Below are 17,806 nucleotides of genomic sequence, written 5' to 3'. Positions count from 1 at the left end.
AAAAACTTCCTCCTAATTACCTTCTACTTTTATTCCTTGCACATTAACATTAACTGATTTAACTTTTAAACCAGTTAAGTTTTCAACATTGTATTTTACATTTTCTATTACATTCTCACAAACTGTTGAAATTTTAATTCCATATTGAACGACAATATGTAAATCTATAAAAATATTATTATCTTTAAGTGCAACATGAACACCTTTGCTAGAATTATCCCAACCTAAAAGTTGATAAATTCCATCTTTAGGAGAAACATTAGCCAATCCGCTAACACCATAACTTTCTCTTAATACATTAGCTACGATTGTTTTAACCACAACTGGATTAATAGAAACTTTACCTAATTCATTATTAAATTCCATAAAATACCTCCTAATTATATATAAATATATAAATTACTATATCAAATTTTAACAAAAAAATCAACTTTTTTTACAAATCTTTAATTGCAGACTTCCATTTCACTTTTAAAACAAAGAAAAAGAATATGAACGCTGCCATGCAATTTGAAAATAAATTTCCCCAAAAAATTGAATAAACTCCTAAATATTTTTCTGTAAAAATTATAAAAATATATCTAAGTAACCACACTCTCATTATTCCGGTTAATAATGGCATTTTTGTTCTTCCAAGTCCAATAAAAACTCCTTGTTCAACTGTAAATATACCAAAGCCTATTACCGAATACATATAAATTGTAAGCGCTTTATTTGTTATCTTAGTAATTTCAGGATTTTTTTGGAACATTTCAACAATATATGGATTTAAAGGTGTAAAAATAATTATAATTGAAAAAACTATAAGCAAAGATAGTAAAATTCCATAATAAAAAACTTTTTTAGCATTTTTTGTATTTCCATTACCAATATTCATACTAACCATAGTCGTAACAGTTGTTCCTATACTTGTTGGCAAAACAAAATAAATTGAATTTATATTTGACGCAATTGTTGAGGCGTTAAGGGCAATAGAGCCATACTTAACAACTTCTTTATTTATTAAAAAGAATCCGATATAAACTAAAATATAGGATAAAATACTAGGAATTGCCAAAGCCATAGTCTTTTTAACAAATTCAAAATCAAACCTAAATCCTTTTAAAGAAAGCATAAAATCCGATTTTTTTACAAATAAATCATAGTACATCCAAATACCTATTAAAAAGTAAGACACAAATGATGCAGATACTGCTCCAATAACTCCTAAATTCAAAATTGATAAAAATAATGTATTAAATATAATTTTTAAAATTAATAAAATTATCATTCTTAAAAAAGGTGCCTCAGGATGTCCCGTTCCGTTTTTTATTGAATTAAAAATTGATGCCATAAATAAAAATGGTAAAACAAAAGAATATAACCCAAGATATTGAAAAACATGAACTGAAAGCTCACTACTTACACCTCTTGAAATTATATAAGATAAAATAACACATAAAGGAGATAACAATAATCCAATTACAAAAGATAAAACTAAAATTTGTACTGCACTATGTTTAGTTTTCTCTATATCTCCCTTTCCATAAAGTTGTCCTATAAGTGCTGAGGCTGCAACACTAAGTCCTTGTGAAAAAGCATTTAAAATACCAATTACCGATTGAGAAAATCCTATCGCTCCTGCAATTATATAACCGGAGTTATTATTTAAAAACAATCCGTCTGTGATTGGAATTAAAGCCTGAACAATTCCCATCATAAACATAGGTATTGTTAAAATAATCATTGTTTTTAAAACTTTTTCACTTAAAATCATATTACGTCGCTCTTGTGAGCTTTTATTTAAAAATTTTATATTCATATCAATCACTCCGCTTTAATTATATACCCTTATAAAGAGTATTGCAACGAAAATATAAAAAAGCTGTTGAAAATTTTCAACAGCTTTAAAATTTTTAATTAGAATTATAATTCTATATCAAGTAAAGCACCGATTGAATTATCTAACTCTTGATTTTCAAATTTTGTTTCTTCTTCTTTTTCTTCTTCAACTTCTTCTTTTTCTTCTTCAACAGTTTCTACAACTGGTTTTTCAAGAAGTTCTTTGATTGATAAAGAAATTTTTTGGTTTTCTTCATCAATATTGATGATTTTAACTTCTACTTCTTCCCCAATATTTAAAACATCAGATGCTTTTTCAATATGATCATGAGAAATTTGAGAAATGTGAACTAAACCTTCAACATTTTCTTTTAATTTTACAAATGCACCAAAATCAACAAGATTGATTACAGTACCAGTAACAACATCACCAACTTTATTATTTTCTAAGAATAATTCGAATGGTTTCTTTGTTAATTGTTTTAAACCTAAAGAGATTCTATTTCTTTCTCTGTTAAGTTTTAAAATAGTAACTTCTACTTCATCACCTACTGATAAAATATCAGAAGGTTTTTTAATTCTATTCCAAGAAATATCTGAAACATGGATTAAGCCATCAACATCACCTAAGTTTACAAATGCACCAAAGTCGGTTAATTTTCTTACAGTTCCTTTTAATACATCGCCAACTTCTAATTTACTCCAAGCTAAATCTAATTTTTCATTTAATTCTTTTTCTTCAATTTCTCTTCTTGAAAGAACAACTTTTTTCTTTCTTTCATCAAGATTAATTATAGCACATTCCATTTTTGTACCAATATATGGTGTAAAATCTTTTACGAAGTTAGTTGTAATATGACTTGCCGGGATAAAAGCATTAATACCATCAACAGTAGCTAATAGGCCTCCTTTAACTTCTTTTACAACTTCAGCTTCTACTAACTCTTTATTGTTGAATTTTTCAACAAGATTTTGCCAATCTTTTAATGATTCTACTCTCTTAGCTGATAAAACAACATTACCTTCTCCATCATCAAGTTTAATTACATAAACATCAATTTCTTGCCCTTCATGGAATAAATCCTTAGGTCTTTTAGTAATGTCAGTAGATAACTCATCAAGTTTAATAATACCATCACTTCTATAACCAATATTTACCATAACTTCTGTTTCAGTAACATAGATTATAGTTCCTTTAACTACTTCTCTTGGATAAATTCTCTTAATACTCCCTTCTATTTGTTCCATAAATTCATCCTTGCTTAAAATTTCCATACCTTCAACTACCTCCTCTATTAACCAATCCGGAGTTGAAGCGCCGGCGGTTAATCCTATTTTCTTATATTTTACCATATCTTTCAATGGTAAATCTAAAAATGTTTCAATCCTATATACGTTTTTACAATGCTTTTTAGCTACATCATAAAGTTTATTTGTATTTGAGCTACTGTATCCCCCAATAACTATCATACAATCAACTCTTTTAGAAATCTCTTCACAAGAATTTTGTCTTTTAGAAGTTGCATCACAAATTGTATTTTCAATTATAACATTTTCATTTCTATCTTTTATTATACCAGAAAATTGAAAAAATTTCTCTACTAAATTGGTTGTTTGTGAAATAATATATAAATTTTTTTTATTTTTTATCATTTCTGCCTCTTCTTTTGTATTTATTACACAAAATTTATCACCACAATATCCAACCATAGCTTTAATCTCAGGATGATTTTTATCCCCTATAATTATAATTTCATAACCTTCTTTTACTTTTTTTTCAATTTTTCGATATATATTCAACAAAACCGGACAAGTACAATCAATATGTTTATGTCCAAACTCCGTCATTTTTTTCTTTATACTTGGATGTATTCCATGAGAACGTAAAACAATCGTTCCTTGCTTTTCTTTTTCAAAATTGTCTATTACTTTAAGTCCTTTTCGATTAAATTTTTCGACAACTTGAGGATTGTGAATTAACTCTCCATAAGAATACACCGTTTCTTTTTGATTTTCATTCAAAGTCTTTTCGGCTAATTTAACAGCTCTTTTTACTCCAAAACAAAAACCTGCATTATCTGCTACATATATTTCCATCTCTTCCTTGATAAATTTTATAGAATAACTCTTCTGTTAATTTATCAATAGCCTCCGAATCTTCCATATTGTCAAAATTATTAGTTTCAATCATAGGATAAACATCAACAGTTATTTTAGAAAAAATCTTATAACTAGCCTCAATATGAATAGGCAGAATATTTACTTTATTTTTTAAAGCAATAAGTGCCACACCTTTTTTCATATTATTTATATCAATAGTCTTAACTCTGGTTCCTTCTGGAAAAATTCCAAGCAAATCTCCATTTCTAATAACCCTAAAACAAGATTTTATAGCCTTTAAATCTGTATTTTCTCTATCTATAGGAATAACTCCTAATTTTGTAAAAAACTTTGCAGATAATTTTTTTTCAAAAATTTCTTTCTTTGATAGAAAAAATATTTGTCTTTTAGTCAACATTGCTAAAATAACAGGGTCAAAAATATGAGTGTGATTTGCGCTGATAATTATAGGTTTATCATCTTTGAAATTTTCAATTCCATTGACTTTGACTCTATAAATTATTTTTACAAGAACAGAAACTATTGCAACTAAAAATCTATACATTATCTTTCGCCTCTTATATGAGATAAAAATTCTAAAATTGTTTCTTTAAGAGATTTATCTGTTGAATCAATTTCAATAGCATCTTTTGCTTTTCTTAATGGAGATGCCTCTCTATTCATATCGTCATAATCTCTTTTTTCAATACTTTCTCTAACTTGTTCTAAAGAAAGTCCTTTTTTTCTTTCACTTTGCAAAAATCTTCTCTTTGCACGTTCTCTTGAAGATGCTGTTAAATAAAATTTAAAATCTGCCTTTGGAAAAATAACAGTCCCAACATCTCTACCATCAAGTACACAACTTTCTTCCATTCCTATCTGTCTTTGTATAGAAACTAAAATTTCTCTAACATAATCATAACTGGAAACTAAAGAGGCCCCTTTTGAAATTTCATCAGTTCTTATTTCTTTTCCAAGCTTTTTACCGTCCATATATAGACAATTAGCCTTATAAGTAAATTCTGTACTTTTAAGAATTTCCTTTATCTTTTCGTGATTATCCAAAGGAATATCATTAGAAATAAGTTTAAATGCTATTGCTCTATACATTGCACCTGTATCTATATAATTTATCTTTAAAATTTTAGAAAGTTTTTTAGCAATCGTACTCTTTCCAACTCCAGAAGGTCCATCTATCGCTATAATATAATCCATAATTACTCTCCTTTTTCTATACAAGAAACTCCGGCTAAATGTCCGGTTGAAAATGCAATGGTTAAATTATAACCACCAGTATTTGCATCAACATCAAGAAGTTCCCCTACAATATATAAATTTTTTATTAGCTTGCTTTCCATTGTCGAAGAATTGACTTCTTTAACTGAAACTCCCCCAATAGTAATAATCGCCTCACTTAATGGTCGCAAACTTTTAAAGTTAAATTCTAAATTTTTGATTGTTTCTACAAGTTTTTTTCTATCTTCTTTTTTTAGTTGATTTACAGAAAGCTCTCCATCAACTTCGGACTTTTCTAAAACTAACTCAACCATAGAATTTATTAAAACATTTGAAAGAACATTTTTTAAATTTTTATTTTTATTTTCGTCAAATTCTCTAAGCAATCTAAGGTCCAAAGTATGCACATCAAGTTTTGGCTTTAAATCAATAGAAACAATGAAATCCTTTGAATTATCAAAATATTTACTGGATTTTAAAACTATTGGTCCACTAAAACCTGTATGAGTAAAAAGCATTTCTCCGAATTCAGAATTAATAAGTTTTCTATTTGAGTTATATATTTTAAAATCGACAAATTTTAAACTAACACCTGAATATTTTCTTATTTTTTCTTTTACATCAATCCCAACAAGACCTGCCTTTAAATCTGTAATAGTATGCCCTAAATTTTTTAGAATTTCATGTCCCCTACCTCTTGAGCCTGTAAAAGGATATGACTTTCCACCTGTTGCAAAAATAACTTTATCAAAAAGTTCGTAATCTTTATTACATACCAATTCAAACTTATCTTCAACTAATTTAACATCTTTAATTTCAGTATTTAAAATAGTTTTTACACCCTTAATATTTAAAACATTTTCTAAAGTTTTTATAACATCACTAGACTTATCAGAAAGTGGAAATACACGACCACCTCTTTCAACTTTAGTTTTCAATCCATTTTCATTAAAAAACTTTAAAATATCTTCATTAGTATATGAATATAAACTGCTATACAAAAAATTTTTATTTCTATTTATCTCATCAAAAAATTCATAAATTTCCTTTGAATTTGTAATATTGCATCTACCTTTACCGGAAATATAAATTTTTTTACCAATCTTTTCATTACCATCAAACAAAAACACTTCAGTATTTTCATTTTTAGAAAAAATTGCACTCATAATACCTGATGCACCTGCACCAATAACTGCTATTTTTATAAAATCACTACCTCGAATCTAATAATTTAACTCTTATTAGTATAAAATATTTTTTTAATTTAGTCAAATTTTTTTAATAAATAATATGTAAGAATATTTTTCGTATTATTGTGTGAAATTTTTGTATAAAAAAATAGGAAGACAAATCTTCCTATAAAATTCAAAATATTATTATTCAGCTGAAGTAAATGAAGGTCTTTCAACAAAACCACTCTTTAAACAAGTAGTACAAACATTAATTCTTTTAACAGAACCGTCAACAACAACTCTAACTTTTCTAATGTTAGCGCCCCATGATCTACTACTTTTTCTATTTGAGAAAGTTACTTTATTTCCAAATAATTTTGATTTATCGCAAATTGCACATCTTTTTGACATTTCCTTACCTCCTTTTACATACTCATATTTAACAGTAGTATTATACCATAGAACAATCGCCTTTGCAAGTATAAATATAGTTTTTTTTATATATTATATAATAAAAAAATTTTATTTTTTATTTTTCGAACATTAATTTATCCTTAATCATTTTAAAAAAATCTTCTAATTTTATAATCTCTATTCCATAATTTTTAGCTTTCTCTAAATTATTAGAATTATTTCCCCAATAAGACAAATCTCCAAGTATTAAATAGTCAGTTTTTTTACTTACACTTTTTTTACAAATTCCTCCTTTACATTCTATAAAATATTCTAAAAATTTTTTATCAATTTTATAATGGTTTGGTAAATTTTCATCAATAATAAGTACATCACCAGTTATACATATATTTTTATTATATAAAAATATCTTCTCATCTTCATTTTCGTCAAAGATTATATTTATTTTCTTGCATTTATTATTTATTTTTTTATTTTGAAAACTTTCTAAATTATAAAATTCTTTTAGAAATTTTTCTTTTAATTTTTTGTATAATTCATTACACAATAAACAATCACTATAAGATCTATGTTTTTGCTTAGTAAATCCAAAATATTCAGATAAATAATCTAAACTATTATTATAAAAATCATCAAATCTTTTACTAATATTCATCGTATCAATAAAATTATTGTTTATATATTTTCCATTATATTTTAATTTTTCATTTATACGGTCAATGTCATAAATCACATTATGTCCTATTAAAACATCATCTTCATTTATAAAATCATAAAATTCTTCTAATACGTGATAAATTTTTTTTGAATTCTTTACCATATCAAAACTTATATTGTTTTTTTTATATGCTTTACTATATATAGATATTTTTTCACTATATACCAATTCTGAATAAGAATTAATCAAATTGTAATTTTTATATCTTAAAGCTGTTATTTCAATAATATCATCTGAATATGAATTTCCGGTAGTTTCAACATCAATTATAACATAATTATCTAAAAAATCTATTATTTCATTTCCTCTTAAATTTTTATTTTTAATATCTATCAAATCAATTTTATCCATAATATCTTTCCTTTAATGTATTTTTTTCAAAAAACTTTCAAGAACATCTTCTGTTATTATTTCAATACCAAGTTCTTGAGCCTTTTTTAATTTTGAACCTGCTTTTTCTCCAACGACTAAAAAATCAGTAGATTTTGCTACTGCTGATTGTACTACAAGTCCATTTTGTGAAAAAATATCTTCTAAATCTTTTCTTTTATATTTTTCAAAAGTTCCTGTTATTACAATTTTTTTATCTGTAAATTCACTTTGCACTACTTCTTCATAAGGAATCACTTCTATTCCTTTTGCAAGTAATTTATCTAAAGCATCTTTACTATATTCATCATTAAAAAATTCAAAAATAGAATTGGCAACAACATCTCCAATATCATTGATTTCTAAAAGCTCTTCAACGGTTGCTTTTCTTAAATTATCTAATTTTTTATATTTTTTAGCTAAATCTTTTGCAGTTTTAACACCGACATTTTTAATCCCAAGTGCATAAATAAAATTTTCAATATTCACTATTTTACTTTGTTTTATTGATTTTAATAAATTTATAATTCTTTTATTATGTTTTTTTGAGGTTTCAACTAATTCTTTTATAAAATTATCATTATATTCATTATCAAAAAAATTATATAATTTTTTATTAATACTTTCCGATATGTTTAATTTATTTAAGTCATACGCATTTTTTAAATCATCAAAACAATTATATAATTTAACAATTTTTTCTGAAGTATTCTTCCCAATTCCTTTAACTGTTGATTGTAAAAACTGTTTTAAATCAATTACTTTATTATTTGTTATCGATTTCAAACACAAATACTCCTTTTCATTCCTCAAATCCTTTATTTCTAATAATTCATCATATTTCAAATCATAAATTTTATAAACTGTATCTACTCCCAACTTTTCAAAAAGAGCATCAATAGTTTTTTCACTTAAACCTTCAATATTCATTGCATTTTTACTTGCAAAGTGAACAAGTGCAGAGGTTAATTGTGGAGTACAAGCAAGAGTATTTGTACAAAAGATATGAACACCATCTTTAATCAACTCACTATTACAGAAAGGACAACGTGTTGGCATTTCAATTTCTTTTTCATTCTTCTCATCACTATCCATTGTTCCTAAAATTTCTGGAATAACATCATTTGAACGTCTTATCAAAACTCTTGAATTTATTTTTACTTTTTTTCTTAAAATATCATCATAATTATTAAGTGTTGCTCTTTGAACAGTTACATCTCCTATTTCAACAGGTTCCAAAATAGCAGTTGGAGTAACTTTTCCAGTTCTTCCAACATTCCAAACAACTTCTTTTAAAATTGTGCTATATTCTTCTGCCTCAAATTTATATGCTATTGCAAATCTTGGAAATTTGTTTGTATATCCAAAGTATTCCCTAAGTTCAAAGTCGTTTACCTTAATTACAACTCCGTCTGTTAGGTAGTCAACTTTTTTTCTTAAAACGTCTATCTCATTTATTTTATCTTTAATTTCATTTATATTTAGACATTTTTTTTCGTATCCATTTACTTTGAATTTATTTTCTTTTAAAAAGGCTATCATATCTTCTTGAGTTTTAAACTGTTCATCTGATTTAAAACCAACATTATAAATAAAAGCATCTAAATTTCTCTTTGCAGTTTTTCTAGGGTCAAGATTTCTTATAGCTCCAGCTGCAGCATTTCTTGCATTTTTTAATGGAACTTCAGCAGTTTCGTTATATTTTTCAAGAGCAGAAAGTGGCATAATAGCCTCTCCTTGAATTTCAACCAATCCCTTATATTCGATTTCAAGAGGAATACTTTTTATTGTTTTAACTTGTTCAAAAACTTCTTCTCCATAAACACCATTTCCTCTAGTTGATGCAGAAATTAATATTCCATTATCATAAGTCAAGTTTATAGTTAACCCATCAAACTTAAATTCAACATAGTATTCTAAAGTTTTATTTGTGTTGTTTATTGAATTATATTCATTTAAAAGTTTCACACACCTATTATGAAAATCTTCAAGTTCTCCAAAACTTTGTGCTTTTTGTAAACTGTAAAGCTCTTTTAAATGTGTATGTTTTTCAAACTTTTCTAAAACTTCTCCCCCAACTCTTTGTGTTGGAGAGTTAGGCAAAATTATTCCCGTTTCTTTTTCTAATTTCAAAAGTTCATCATAAAGTTTATCATACTCGGCATCACTAACAATCGGCTCATCTAATGTATAATATTGATAAGCCCAGAGATTTAATTTTTCTACAATTTCTTTCATATTATCCATATTAAACCCTCTTTATACGTTTATCCTTTTTCAAGTCAAATAATTTAATTCCTTCTCCGTCAAAAGCAACCATAAGCATAACCTTTGCGCCTGCTTTTTCACATTTTATAACTGTTCCAACACCATATTTTTCATGCTTAATCTTTTCGCCAACTTTGTAAATATCTTTAGCCACATTTTCTTTATTTTTAGCATATTGATTAAGTGGTTTATCAAGTTTTGTTCTTCCAATATCGGCATTTGAAACATAAGTTCTTGAATAATCACCATAAGCATCATTTCTAATTTTAGAAGTAGAAACTCTTTCATCATCGAAACTAAATTCAACATTAATACTCTTATCATCAACAAAATTAATTATCTCATCTACAAAACCAGAAGTTCTATAAAGATTTAATTTACCATACATAGTCATACTCTTTGTTGAAGAAATATAAAGTTTTTCTTTTGCTCTGGTAATAGCAACATAGAAAAGTCGTCTTTCTTCTTCAAGTCCGTCATCTCTTTCTTTAATAGACCTTTCGCTTGGAAAAATTCCTTCATTCATTCCAATTATAAATACAACTTTATATTCAAGACCCTTTGCAGAGTGAATTGTCGTGAGTGTAACCACTCCGTCATCTTCTTCTGCCTTGTCAATATCTGATAAAAGACTATTTGTTTCAAGATATTCCAACAATTTCACATTTTTATAATTATTAGAAATTTCTTCTAAAAATAAATTTATATTTTCACTTTTCTTTTCAAACTCTTTCTTTTCGTTTTCTCTTAAATAATTTACAAACTCAATAGAATTTAAAAGTTCTTTAGTTAAAATTTCAACATCTGTATCTTCAACACAAGTTATGAATCCAAAAATCATATCTCTAAAACTTTCAAAACTATCTCTTAATTTTTTACTGATAGAGTCTAAAAATTCATTCCTAAAAAGTCCGTCAAAAAGACTAATTCTCTCTGCATAACAAAATTCTTCCAATTTTTGTAAACTAACATTTCCAATAGCCCTTTTAGGATAATTTATAATTCTTCTAAAAGCATTATCGTCCTTTGGATTTGCGATAAGTTTCAAATAAGCTAAAATATCTTTTATTTCTTTTCTATCATAGAACTTAAGTCCTCCAACCATTCTATATGGTATTGAATTTTTCCTTAAAGCATTTTCAATAGCAAAGGATTGGAAATTTGCACGATACAAAACTGCTATTTCAGAAAAATCATATCCGTCCATAATTAGCTTTGAAATATTTTGTGCAACTTCTATCGCTTCATAATTTTCATTTTGATAACTCTTGTAAATTATCTCATCTCCACCCTCTTTTTTAGTCCAAAGATTTTTTTCTTTTCTATTCACATTATTTTTTATAAGCTCATTTGCACAGTCCAAAATCTTTTGAGTTGAACGATAATTTTCTTCTAATAAAATAATTTTTGAGTTTTCAAAGTCATTTTCAAAATTTAAAATATTTGAAATATTAGCTCCTCTCCAGCCATAGATTGATTGGTCAATATCTCCAACAGCACAAACATTTTTATATTTTGATGCTAAAAGTTTTATTATTTCATATTGTGCATCATTTGTATCTTGATACTCATCAACATAGATATATTTAAACTTTTCTGAATAATATTCTAAAACTTCAGGACAACTTTTCAATAGTTCAATCGTTTTAAAAATCAAATCGTCAAAGTCTAAAGCATTATTCTTAACTAAAATTTCTTCGTATTTTTTATAAATCTTTTCTATTACATCAGTATTATTTCCAAAAGAAAAATATTTTGAAAACTCATTAGGTTTAACATTCTTTCCCTTAGCATCACTTATAAGGCCAATAACTGCTCCTTTAAATTCTCCAAGCACATTTTCCCAAGTAGGATTTTGTTTAAAAATTTCCTTTAAAACTAACTTTTGGTCATCTCTATCGTAAATTGTAAAATTGTTTGAATATCCAATCTTTTCTATATTAAATCTTAAAATTTTAGAACAAATTGAGTGGAAAGTTCCAATCCACATATTTGAAATATCTCTTTTAAAGATATTTTCTATTCTCTCTTTCATTTCTTTTCCGGCTTTATTCGTAAAAGTAATTGCTAAAATTTCATATTCACTTACATTTTTTTCTAAAACCGCATAAGCAATCTTTGTAGTCAAAACTTTTGTCTTTCCACTACCTGCACCGGCAAGAACTAATAGTGGAGAGCCAAAATGTTCCACTGCCTCTAATTGTCTATTATTTAAACCTTTTAACAAATTCATATACACTCCTAATTTACAATTCATAAAAAAGCAATGGATTCACCATTGCTTAATTAATAATTTATTTTTCAACAGCTTGAACAATATCATTAGAAATTTTAACAATTTCTATACCTTCAATATGCTTAGCTTTTATTTGGACATTTTTACCTACATCATCTTTTTTTACAGAAACGTAAAGTTTTATATCTTCTGCTTTAAGTTTTGCTAAATCTGATTCATATCCACTTACAGTAACTTGAACTTTACTTCTTAAGCTCTTTAAAAGAACTTCTTTTCCCGAATCATTTTCTATTGAAATATTTGAAGTTTCTACCTCTAGTATTTTTTCAATTTTTTTATCGACATCAACATTAACTACAATCTTTACATCATTATTAACCAAAGCAATATCTGTTGGTAATTCTAAATTTAAACTAAATGAACCTGACTCTTTAATTTGTGATAAGTCAAAAGGCTTTGTACTTATTTGTGAAATTTGCTCCAAACTTGTTAAATTACCTACAACATAAATTGAATTAGGTACTATGTTTTTCTTTAAAATTCTAATATTACTAGACGGAGTGTTTATTTCAACTAATTTTATAGGAACTTCTTTGAAGTTTTTAAAACCAATTGAAACATTAGTATCTGTTTTACTTAGCTTAACTTTTTTAACTTCTTGATTAAACTCATCAACAGGAACAATTTTTGATTGAACAACTTCATCATTATCCTTATCCGTAACATCAACCGTACAAAGAACTTTCTTTATTTTATTAACATAACTAACAGGACCACTAACTAAAATTTCAGAATCTGTCGGCTCTTTTTTTACAACAACTTGATTTTTATTTTTTATTTGCCCGACAGTTTCAACTTCAACCTTATATGTCTTAGTAATTTCTTCATCTAAGGTTACAAGTAAATCTTTTTCTGAGGATGACTTAAGCCTAACATTATAAGGAACTTTAAAATTAATTGAGAGTCTATGAGAACCCGACGTTACTACTTTTTGCAAATCAACTTCTGCAACAATATCATTTGCATTTACAGCAGACACATCACTTCTATTTCCTGTTATCACAACATCAACAGTAGGATTATCCGGACTGATCCTTATTAACTTTTCTGATTCTAAAACAGACTGATTTTTAAATGTTACCGGAATATTATTAAATTGTCTTGTAACAATTGGATTTTTTCCACCAATTACAACAAACCACATAACAAGTCCCACAGCTAAAGAAATCAATTTCAACTTAAAATCTTTTTTTATTAAATTTATAATACTTTTTACATTAATCTTTTTTAACAATCTTATCACCTTGATTTTCAACAATTTCGTTAACTTCTTCTTTTATATCTTCAATTATTTCTTTCTTTACTTCTTCCTTTATTTCTTCTTTAGTCATATTATCATTTGAAATTTCTTTATTTTCAAATAAATTTTGGAAAATTTCTTTTAAAGAGTTAGTATTTTTTTCTTCAACAACAAAATTTTCAACTAAATAATTTAATAGATATTGTTTTGTAACATTTCTATTTATCTTAGATTTTTCACAAATAGAAACATATCCCGTTTCTTCACTAACCACAATAACAATCGCATCGGATTTTTCAGAAATTCCAATACCGGCTCTATGTCTTGTGCCAAGCTCCATTGAAATTTCTTTATTGTCTGTTAAAGGTAAAAAACAAGATGCTGCAACAATATGCTCATTACTTATTACAACTGCTCCATCATGTAAAGGAGTATTTGGAATAAAAATATTCATAAGTAATTCATAAGAAATTTCAGAATTTAAAGTAATTCCGGTTTCAATAATATCTCTAAGTCCGGTTTTCCTTTCTAAAACCATCAATGCCCCAATTTTTTTATCTGCTAAAGAAAAAGTTGCCTTAGTAATTTCATCTAAAACTCTAATATTACTTCTAGAAGTTTCAAAATTAACCGGTTTTAAAAGTTTATTATTTCCAATATGCTCTAAAACTCTTCTAAGCTCTGGTTGAAATACAATCAAAATTGCAATAAATCCAACAGTAACAGCATTATTTAAAATCCAACTTATAGTATAAAGTTTTAAATATTCGCTAAGTTTTGCTCCAATAAAAATAAATAAAATACCTTTTATAAGTTGTGTTGCTCTTGTACCCCTTATAAGAGAAAACAATTTATAAAAAACAAAACTAACTATAAATATATCCAAAATATCTGTTATCCTTATAGTTGATAACAAAAAAAGAAATTTATCCAAATTCATAAAATCACATCTTTCTAATTTTTTTATAAAAACCTTACGTTAATTATAATATAATACAGAGTAAATTTCAACTTTCTAACAGTATAAAAAAAAGAAAAGTTAAAAAAACTTTTCTTTTAAAATTATTCTTCTTCACTTCTTACTGCATTCATCATTATTGCACATTCCATTCTCTTTCTAAATAGCTTACAACCATATTCATATATTTTTGTAATATCTTTATGTGTATGGTATGCATTAGCAGGACAACCTCCTGCACAATAAAGTTTAGCCCAACAATCTTGACAATCATCTCTCGAATAAATATTGCAAGAACCGAATGTATCTCTTATATCCTCTCTTGTAATTCCGTCAAAGACATTTCCTAAACACATTTCTTTGTCATTTACAAATTGATGACAAGGATACAACTCTCCGGTCGGCGTTACAGACATATATTCCGTCCCAGAACCACAGCCGGTAATTCTTTTATGAATACAAGGACTTGTTTCAAGATTTATTGTGTAATTATAAAATGAAAATGGCTTACCTTCTTTTTCACGTTTTAACATTTCTTTTGCTAAAATTTCGTATTGTTCAAAAAGAATTGGTAAATCTTCTTCAGTTAATGCAGACGGAGAACTTGCATCAGCAACAACAGGCTCCATACTTAATTCTGTAAAACCTAAATCAGCCATATGAAACAGGTCATTAGTAAAGTCTGTATTGTGATGAGTAAATGTTCCCCTTATGTAATAGTCTTTATCTCCTCTTTGTGCAACAAGTTTTTGAAATTTAGGAACTATTGTATTATAACTTCCTTCTCCTTTTATATTCACTCTAAACCTATCATTTGTTTCTTTTCTTCCGTCAAGAGAAAGAACTACATTATGCATTTCTTTATTTGCAAAGTCAATAACTTCATCATTTATAAGAACTCCATTTGTAGTAAGAGTAAATCTAAAATTCTTATTATGTTCTTTTTCTATACTTCTTGCATATTTTACAACTTCTTTTACAACTCTCCAATTAACAAGTGGTTCGCCACCAAAAAAATCTACTTCTAAATTTTTTCTTGCTCCACTATGCTCAATCAAAAAGTCTATTGCCTTTTTACCGACTTCAAGAGTCATCATCGCATCTTTGCCATGATATGTTCCTTGCTTTGCAAAACAATATTCACAAGCCAAGTTACAAGTATGAGCAATATGTAAACAAAGTGCCTTTACAACAGAATTAGACTTTAATTTTGGTTTCAACCCTTTGTAAATATCTTCAGTATATAATTGTTTGTTTTCCTTTAAATATTCAACATCTTCTAAACATTCTTCGACATCTTTAGCTGTAATATTATTATATCTATCACAGATAATTTTTGTAATTTCTTCTTTAGAATTTTTTTCATAAAGCTCAATAATATCATAAGCAACTTCATCTACAACATGAATAGAACCACTATATACATCAAGAACTATATTATAACCATTTAGTTTGTACTGATGTATCATCTTATCTACATTTTTCGCAAGGTTGATTTGCTACTCCTGATGATGTTTTTGAGGCACTTTGACAAGAAGTTTGACATTCTCCGCATCCACCTTCTACTATTGATGCATATAAATTTCTTGTCTTTAATGTTTTTATTCTGCTAACAGATTCACAAGGTTGATTTGCTACTCCTGATGAAGTCTTTGAGGCACTTTGACAAGAAGTCTGGCATTCTCCACAGCCACCTTCTACTATTGATTCATGTAAATTTCTTGTTTTTAATGTTTTTATTCTTGACATTTTCTTCTCTCCTTTATTTTTTATATATGATATTAATTTTATCATTATCATTTGATTTTGAAAATCTTAAATCTATATTTTCATCTCTATACTTTTGAAATAAATTTAAAATTTCCTCTGTTATAACTTCTCCCGGTGTCAAAATTGGAATTCCCGGTGGATATGCCCATACATATTCTGCTGAAATTTTTGAAACGGAATTTTCTATATCAAATTCTTCACTATCAAATATAGTTGACTCTTTAATGCTGAATTTTCGAATTAAATTTAAATTATTTAAAGCAATCTTTTTACAATTTTCATAATATAAACTTTTATCTATATCAAAAAGTGCAAAAGCTAATTTATCCAAAGATTTCTTTGAAACTCCTATCCCTGTATAAGCTATCGCATAATTAAAAGATGCCATTTCAAGTTCAATATCATATTCAGTTCTCAAAGTTTTCATCAATTCATATCCTGAAATATTTGTATTATTCGTCAAAATAGTTATTTTAGAATTGTCTAATTCAAAAATATTTTTTAGATTAATATTTGATAAAAGTTTAATATTTTTTAAATCTCTACATTTTTCATAAAAATATTCTAAATTTTCTCTCCAATTTTTAAATAGAGTTTCTCTATCATTCTCCAACATTCTAACACAATAATCAATCGATGACATTAAAATATATGACGGACTTGAAGTTTGAAAAATTTCAAGTGATTTTCTTAATTTAGGATATAAAGACTCATCTGCGATATGTAAAATTGCTGTTTGAGTAAATGATGCCAAATTCTTATGTAAACTTTGAACAGTAATATCAGCTCCAAGCCCTATTGAAGATTTTGGAAAGTTATCACTAAGTCCAAAACCTGCACCATGTGCTTCATCAACAATTAATTTTGCTCCATATTTATGAACTACTTTAGAAATTTTTTCAATATCCGATACAACTCCTTCATAAGTCGGACTTGTTATTACTACCAATTTAATATCAGAATTTCTTTCTAATATTTTTTCAATATCATCTGAATCAATACTCAAAAAAATCCCCAAATTTTCATCATATTTAGGATAAATATATTCAAAGCTTAAATCAAAAACCTCAATCGCGTGGTAAATTGATTTATGACAATTTTTTGCAATTAAAATTTTATCTTTAGGTTTTGTTAAACTGTAAATTGCAGATAAATTACCTGATGTTGAACCATTTACGAGATAAAAAGAGCCTTTAGTATTCCAAAGATTCTTTGCAATATCCATAGATTCTTTCAAAATTTCTTCTGGATGATGTAAATCATCAAAACCGTCAATTTCAGTAATATCCATTTTAATAAATTCACTTAAATCATTAAAAACTTCTTTATTTCTCATATGTCCGGGCATATGAAAAGCAGTTTTTGTTTCATCATATTCTTTTAATTTTTTTAGTAAAGAATTGTTCAATAATTTCACATTCCTTTTATATAGGCTAAAGTAATC

General features: G+C 26.6%; 15 protein-coding genes and 1 pseudogene. All 16 read right to left on the bottom strand.

The features are described 5' to 3' along the window. Positions 1-12: 12 nt before the first annotated feature. Positions 13-366: an Asp23/Gls24 family envelope stress response protein gene (locus ACKTSI_RS03325; RefSeq protein ID WP_068471807.1), complete on the bottom strand. Its 354-nt coding sequence runs from the start codon at positions 364-366 to the stop codon at positions 13-15. Between the two features lie 70 nt (positions 367-436). Continuing rightward, a complete protein-coding gene (locus ACKTSI_RS03320) occupies positions 437-1,801 on the bottom strand; it encodes an MATE family efflux transporter (protein ID WP_288868194.1) in 1,365 nt (454 codons plus the stop codon). A gap of 104 nt (positions 1,802-1,905) precedes the next feature. Then, positions 1,906-3,918: a bifunctional 4-hydroxy-3-methylbut-2-enyl diphosphate reductase/30S ribosomal protein S1 gene (locus ACKTSI_RS03315; RefSeq protein WP_201275029.1), complete on the bottom strand. Its 2,013-nt coding sequence runs from the start codon at positions 3,916-3,918 to the stop codon at positions 1,906-1,908. After that, positions 3,896-4,486, bottom strand: a complete 591-nt coding sequence (locus tag ACKTSI_RS03310; RefSeq protein WP_201275030.1) for a 1-acyl-sn-glycerol-3-phosphate acyltransferase — start codon at positions 4,484-4,486, stop codon at positions 3,896-3,898. The genes ACKTSI_RS03315 and ACKTSI_RS03310 overlap by 23 nt, the downstream gene beginning before the upstream one ends. Further along, complete coding sequence (cmk, locus tag ACKTSI_RS03305) at positions 4,486-5,136, bottom strand: (d)CMP kinase (RefSeq protein ID WP_201275031.1); 651 nt, start codon at positions 5,134-5,136, stop codon at positions 4,486-4,488. The genes ACKTSI_RS03310 and cmk overlap by 1 nt, the downstream gene beginning before the upstream one ends. Positions 5,137-5,138: 2 nt before the next feature. Beyond that, positions 5,139-6,347, bottom strand: coding sequence for an NAD(P)/FAD-dependent oxidoreductase (locus ACKTSI_RS03300; RefSeq protein WP_407863123.1), 1,209 nt, complete (start codon positions 6,345-6,347; stop codon positions 5,139-5,141). A gap of 186 nt (positions 6,348-6,533) precedes the next feature. Continuing rightward, entirely contained in the window at positions 6,534-6,740 is a 207-nt protein-coding gene (rpmB, locus tag ACKTSI_RS03295) for a 50S ribosomal protein L28 (RefSeq protein ID WP_068471819.1), read from the bottom strand. Positions 6,741-6,858: 118 nt separating this feature from the next. Further along, positions 6,859-7,812, bottom strand: coding sequence for an exonuclease domain-containing protein (locus tag ACKTSI_RS03290; protein ID WP_288868196.1), 954 nt, complete (start codon positions 7,810-7,812; stop codon positions 6,859-6,861). A 12-nt stretch (positions 7,813-7,824) separates the two neighbouring features. Beyond that, on the bottom strand, positions 7,825-10,077 hold the full coding sequence (gene ligA, locus ACKTSI_RS03285; RefSeq protein ID WP_407863088.1) for an NAD-dependent DNA ligase LigA: 2,253 nt from the start codon (positions 10,075-10,077) through the stop codon (positions 7,825-7,827). A 1-nt stretch (position 10,078) separates the two neighbouring features. Next, on the bottom strand, positions 10,079-12,331 hold the full coding sequence (locus ACKTSI_RS03280; protein WP_407863087.1) for an ATP-dependent helicase: 2,253 nt from the start codon (positions 12,329-12,331) through the stop codon (positions 10,079-10,081). Positions 12,332-12,392: 61 nt separating this feature from the next. Then, positions 12,393-13,637 carry a YbbR-like domain-containing protein gene (locus ACKTSI_RS03275; RefSeq protein WP_407863122.1) on the bottom strand — a complete coding sequence of 415 codons (1,245 nt, stop codon included), beginning with the start codon at positions 13,635-13,637 and terminating at the stop codon, positions 12,393-12,395. Beyond that, entirely contained in the window at positions 13,612-14,574 is a 963-nt protein-coding gene (cdaA, locus tag ACKTSI_RS03270; RefSeq protein ID WP_068471828.1) for a diadenylate cyclase CdaA, read from the bottom strand. The genes ACKTSI_RS03275 and cdaA overlap by 26 nt, the downstream gene beginning before the upstream one ends. Positions 14,575-14,696: 122 nt before the next feature. Further along, complete coding sequence (scfB, locus tag ACKTSI_RS03265) at positions 14,697-16,061, bottom strand: thioether cross-link-forming SCIFF peptide maturase (RefSeq protein WP_068471830.1); 1,365 nt, start codon at positions 16,059-16,061, stop codon at positions 14,697-14,699. Between the two features lies 1 nt (position 16,062). Continuing rightward, the gene (gene scfA, locus ACKTSI_RS03260) at positions 16,063-16,197 is read right to left on the bottom strand and encodes a six-cysteine ranthipeptide SCIFF (protein ID WP_068471962.1); all 135 of its coding nucleotides are present in this window, start codon (positions 16,195-16,197) and stop codon (positions 16,063-16,065) included. Between the two features lie 9 nt (positions 16,198-16,206). After that, positions 16,207-16,341, bottom strand: a pseudogene (gene scfA, locus ACKTSI_RS03255) (six-cysteine ranthipeptide SCIFF); the annotation flags it as partial. 13 nt (positions 16,342-16,354) lie between these two features. Next, complete coding sequence (locus tag ACKTSI_RS03250) at positions 16,355-17,770, bottom strand: aminotransferase class I/II-fold pyridoxal phosphate-dependent enzyme (RefSeq protein ID WP_407863086.1); 1,416 nt, start codon at positions 17,768-17,770, stop codon at positions 16,355-16,357. Between the last annotated feature and the right edge of the window lie 36 nt (positions 17,771-17,806).

The sequence above is a fragment of the Parvimonas parva genome (assembly GCF_045866535.1).
Lineage (GTDB): Bacteria > Bacillota > Clostridia > Tissierellales > Peptoniphilaceae > Parvimonas > Parvimonas parva.
This window is presented reverse-complemented; position numbering and strand designations above follow the sequence as displayed.

What these genes read in the sequence shown, in the direction of transcription:
- cdaA (WP_068471828.1), bottom strand. Translation starts at nt 14,574, where the DNA reads ATGAATTTGGATAAATTTCTTTTTTTGTTATCAACTATAAGGATAACA.
- ACKTSI_RS03315 (WP_201275029.1), bottom strand. Translation starts at nt 3,918, where the DNA reads ATGGAAATATATGTAGCAGATAATGCAGGTTTTTGTTTTGGAGTAAAA.
- rpmB (WP_068471819.1), bottom strand. Translation starts at nt 6,740, where the DNA reads ATGTCAAAAAGATGTGCAATTTGCGATAAATCAAAATTATTTGGAAAT.
- ACKTSI_RS03290 (WP_288868196.1), bottom strand. Translation starts at nt 7,812, where the DNA reads ATGGATAAAATTGATTTGATAGATATTAAAAATAAAAATTTAAGAGGA.
- scfB (WP_068471830.1), bottom strand. Translation starts at nt 16,061, where the DNA reads ATGATACATCAGTACAAACTAAATGGTTATAATATAGTTCTTGATGTA.
- ACKTSI_RS03320 (WP_288868194.1), bottom strand. Translation starts at nt 1,801, where the DNA reads ATGAATATAAAATTTTTAAATAAAAGCTCACAAGAGCGACGTAATATG.
- cmk (WP_201275031.1), bottom strand. Translation starts at nt 5,136, where the DNA reads ATGGATTATATTATAGCGATAGATGGACCTTCTGGAGTTGGAAAGAGT.
- ACKTSI_RS03280 (WP_407863087.1), bottom strand. Translation starts at nt 12,331, where the DNA reads ATGAATTTGTTAAAAGGTTTAAATAATAGACAATTAGAGGCAGTGGAA.
- ACKTSI_RS03310 (WP_201275030.1), bottom strand. Translation starts at nt 4,486, where the DNA reads ATGTATAGATTTTTAGTTGCAATAGTTTCTGTTCTTGTAAAAATAATT.
- ligA (WP_407863088.1), bottom strand. Translation starts at nt 10,077, where the DNA reads ATGGATAATATGAAAGAAATTGTAGAAAAATTAAATCTCTGGGCTTAT.
- ACKTSI_RS03325 (WP_068471807.1), bottom strand. Translation starts at nt 366, where the DNA reads ATGGAATTTAATAATGAATTAGGTAAAGTTTCTATTAATCCAGTTGTG.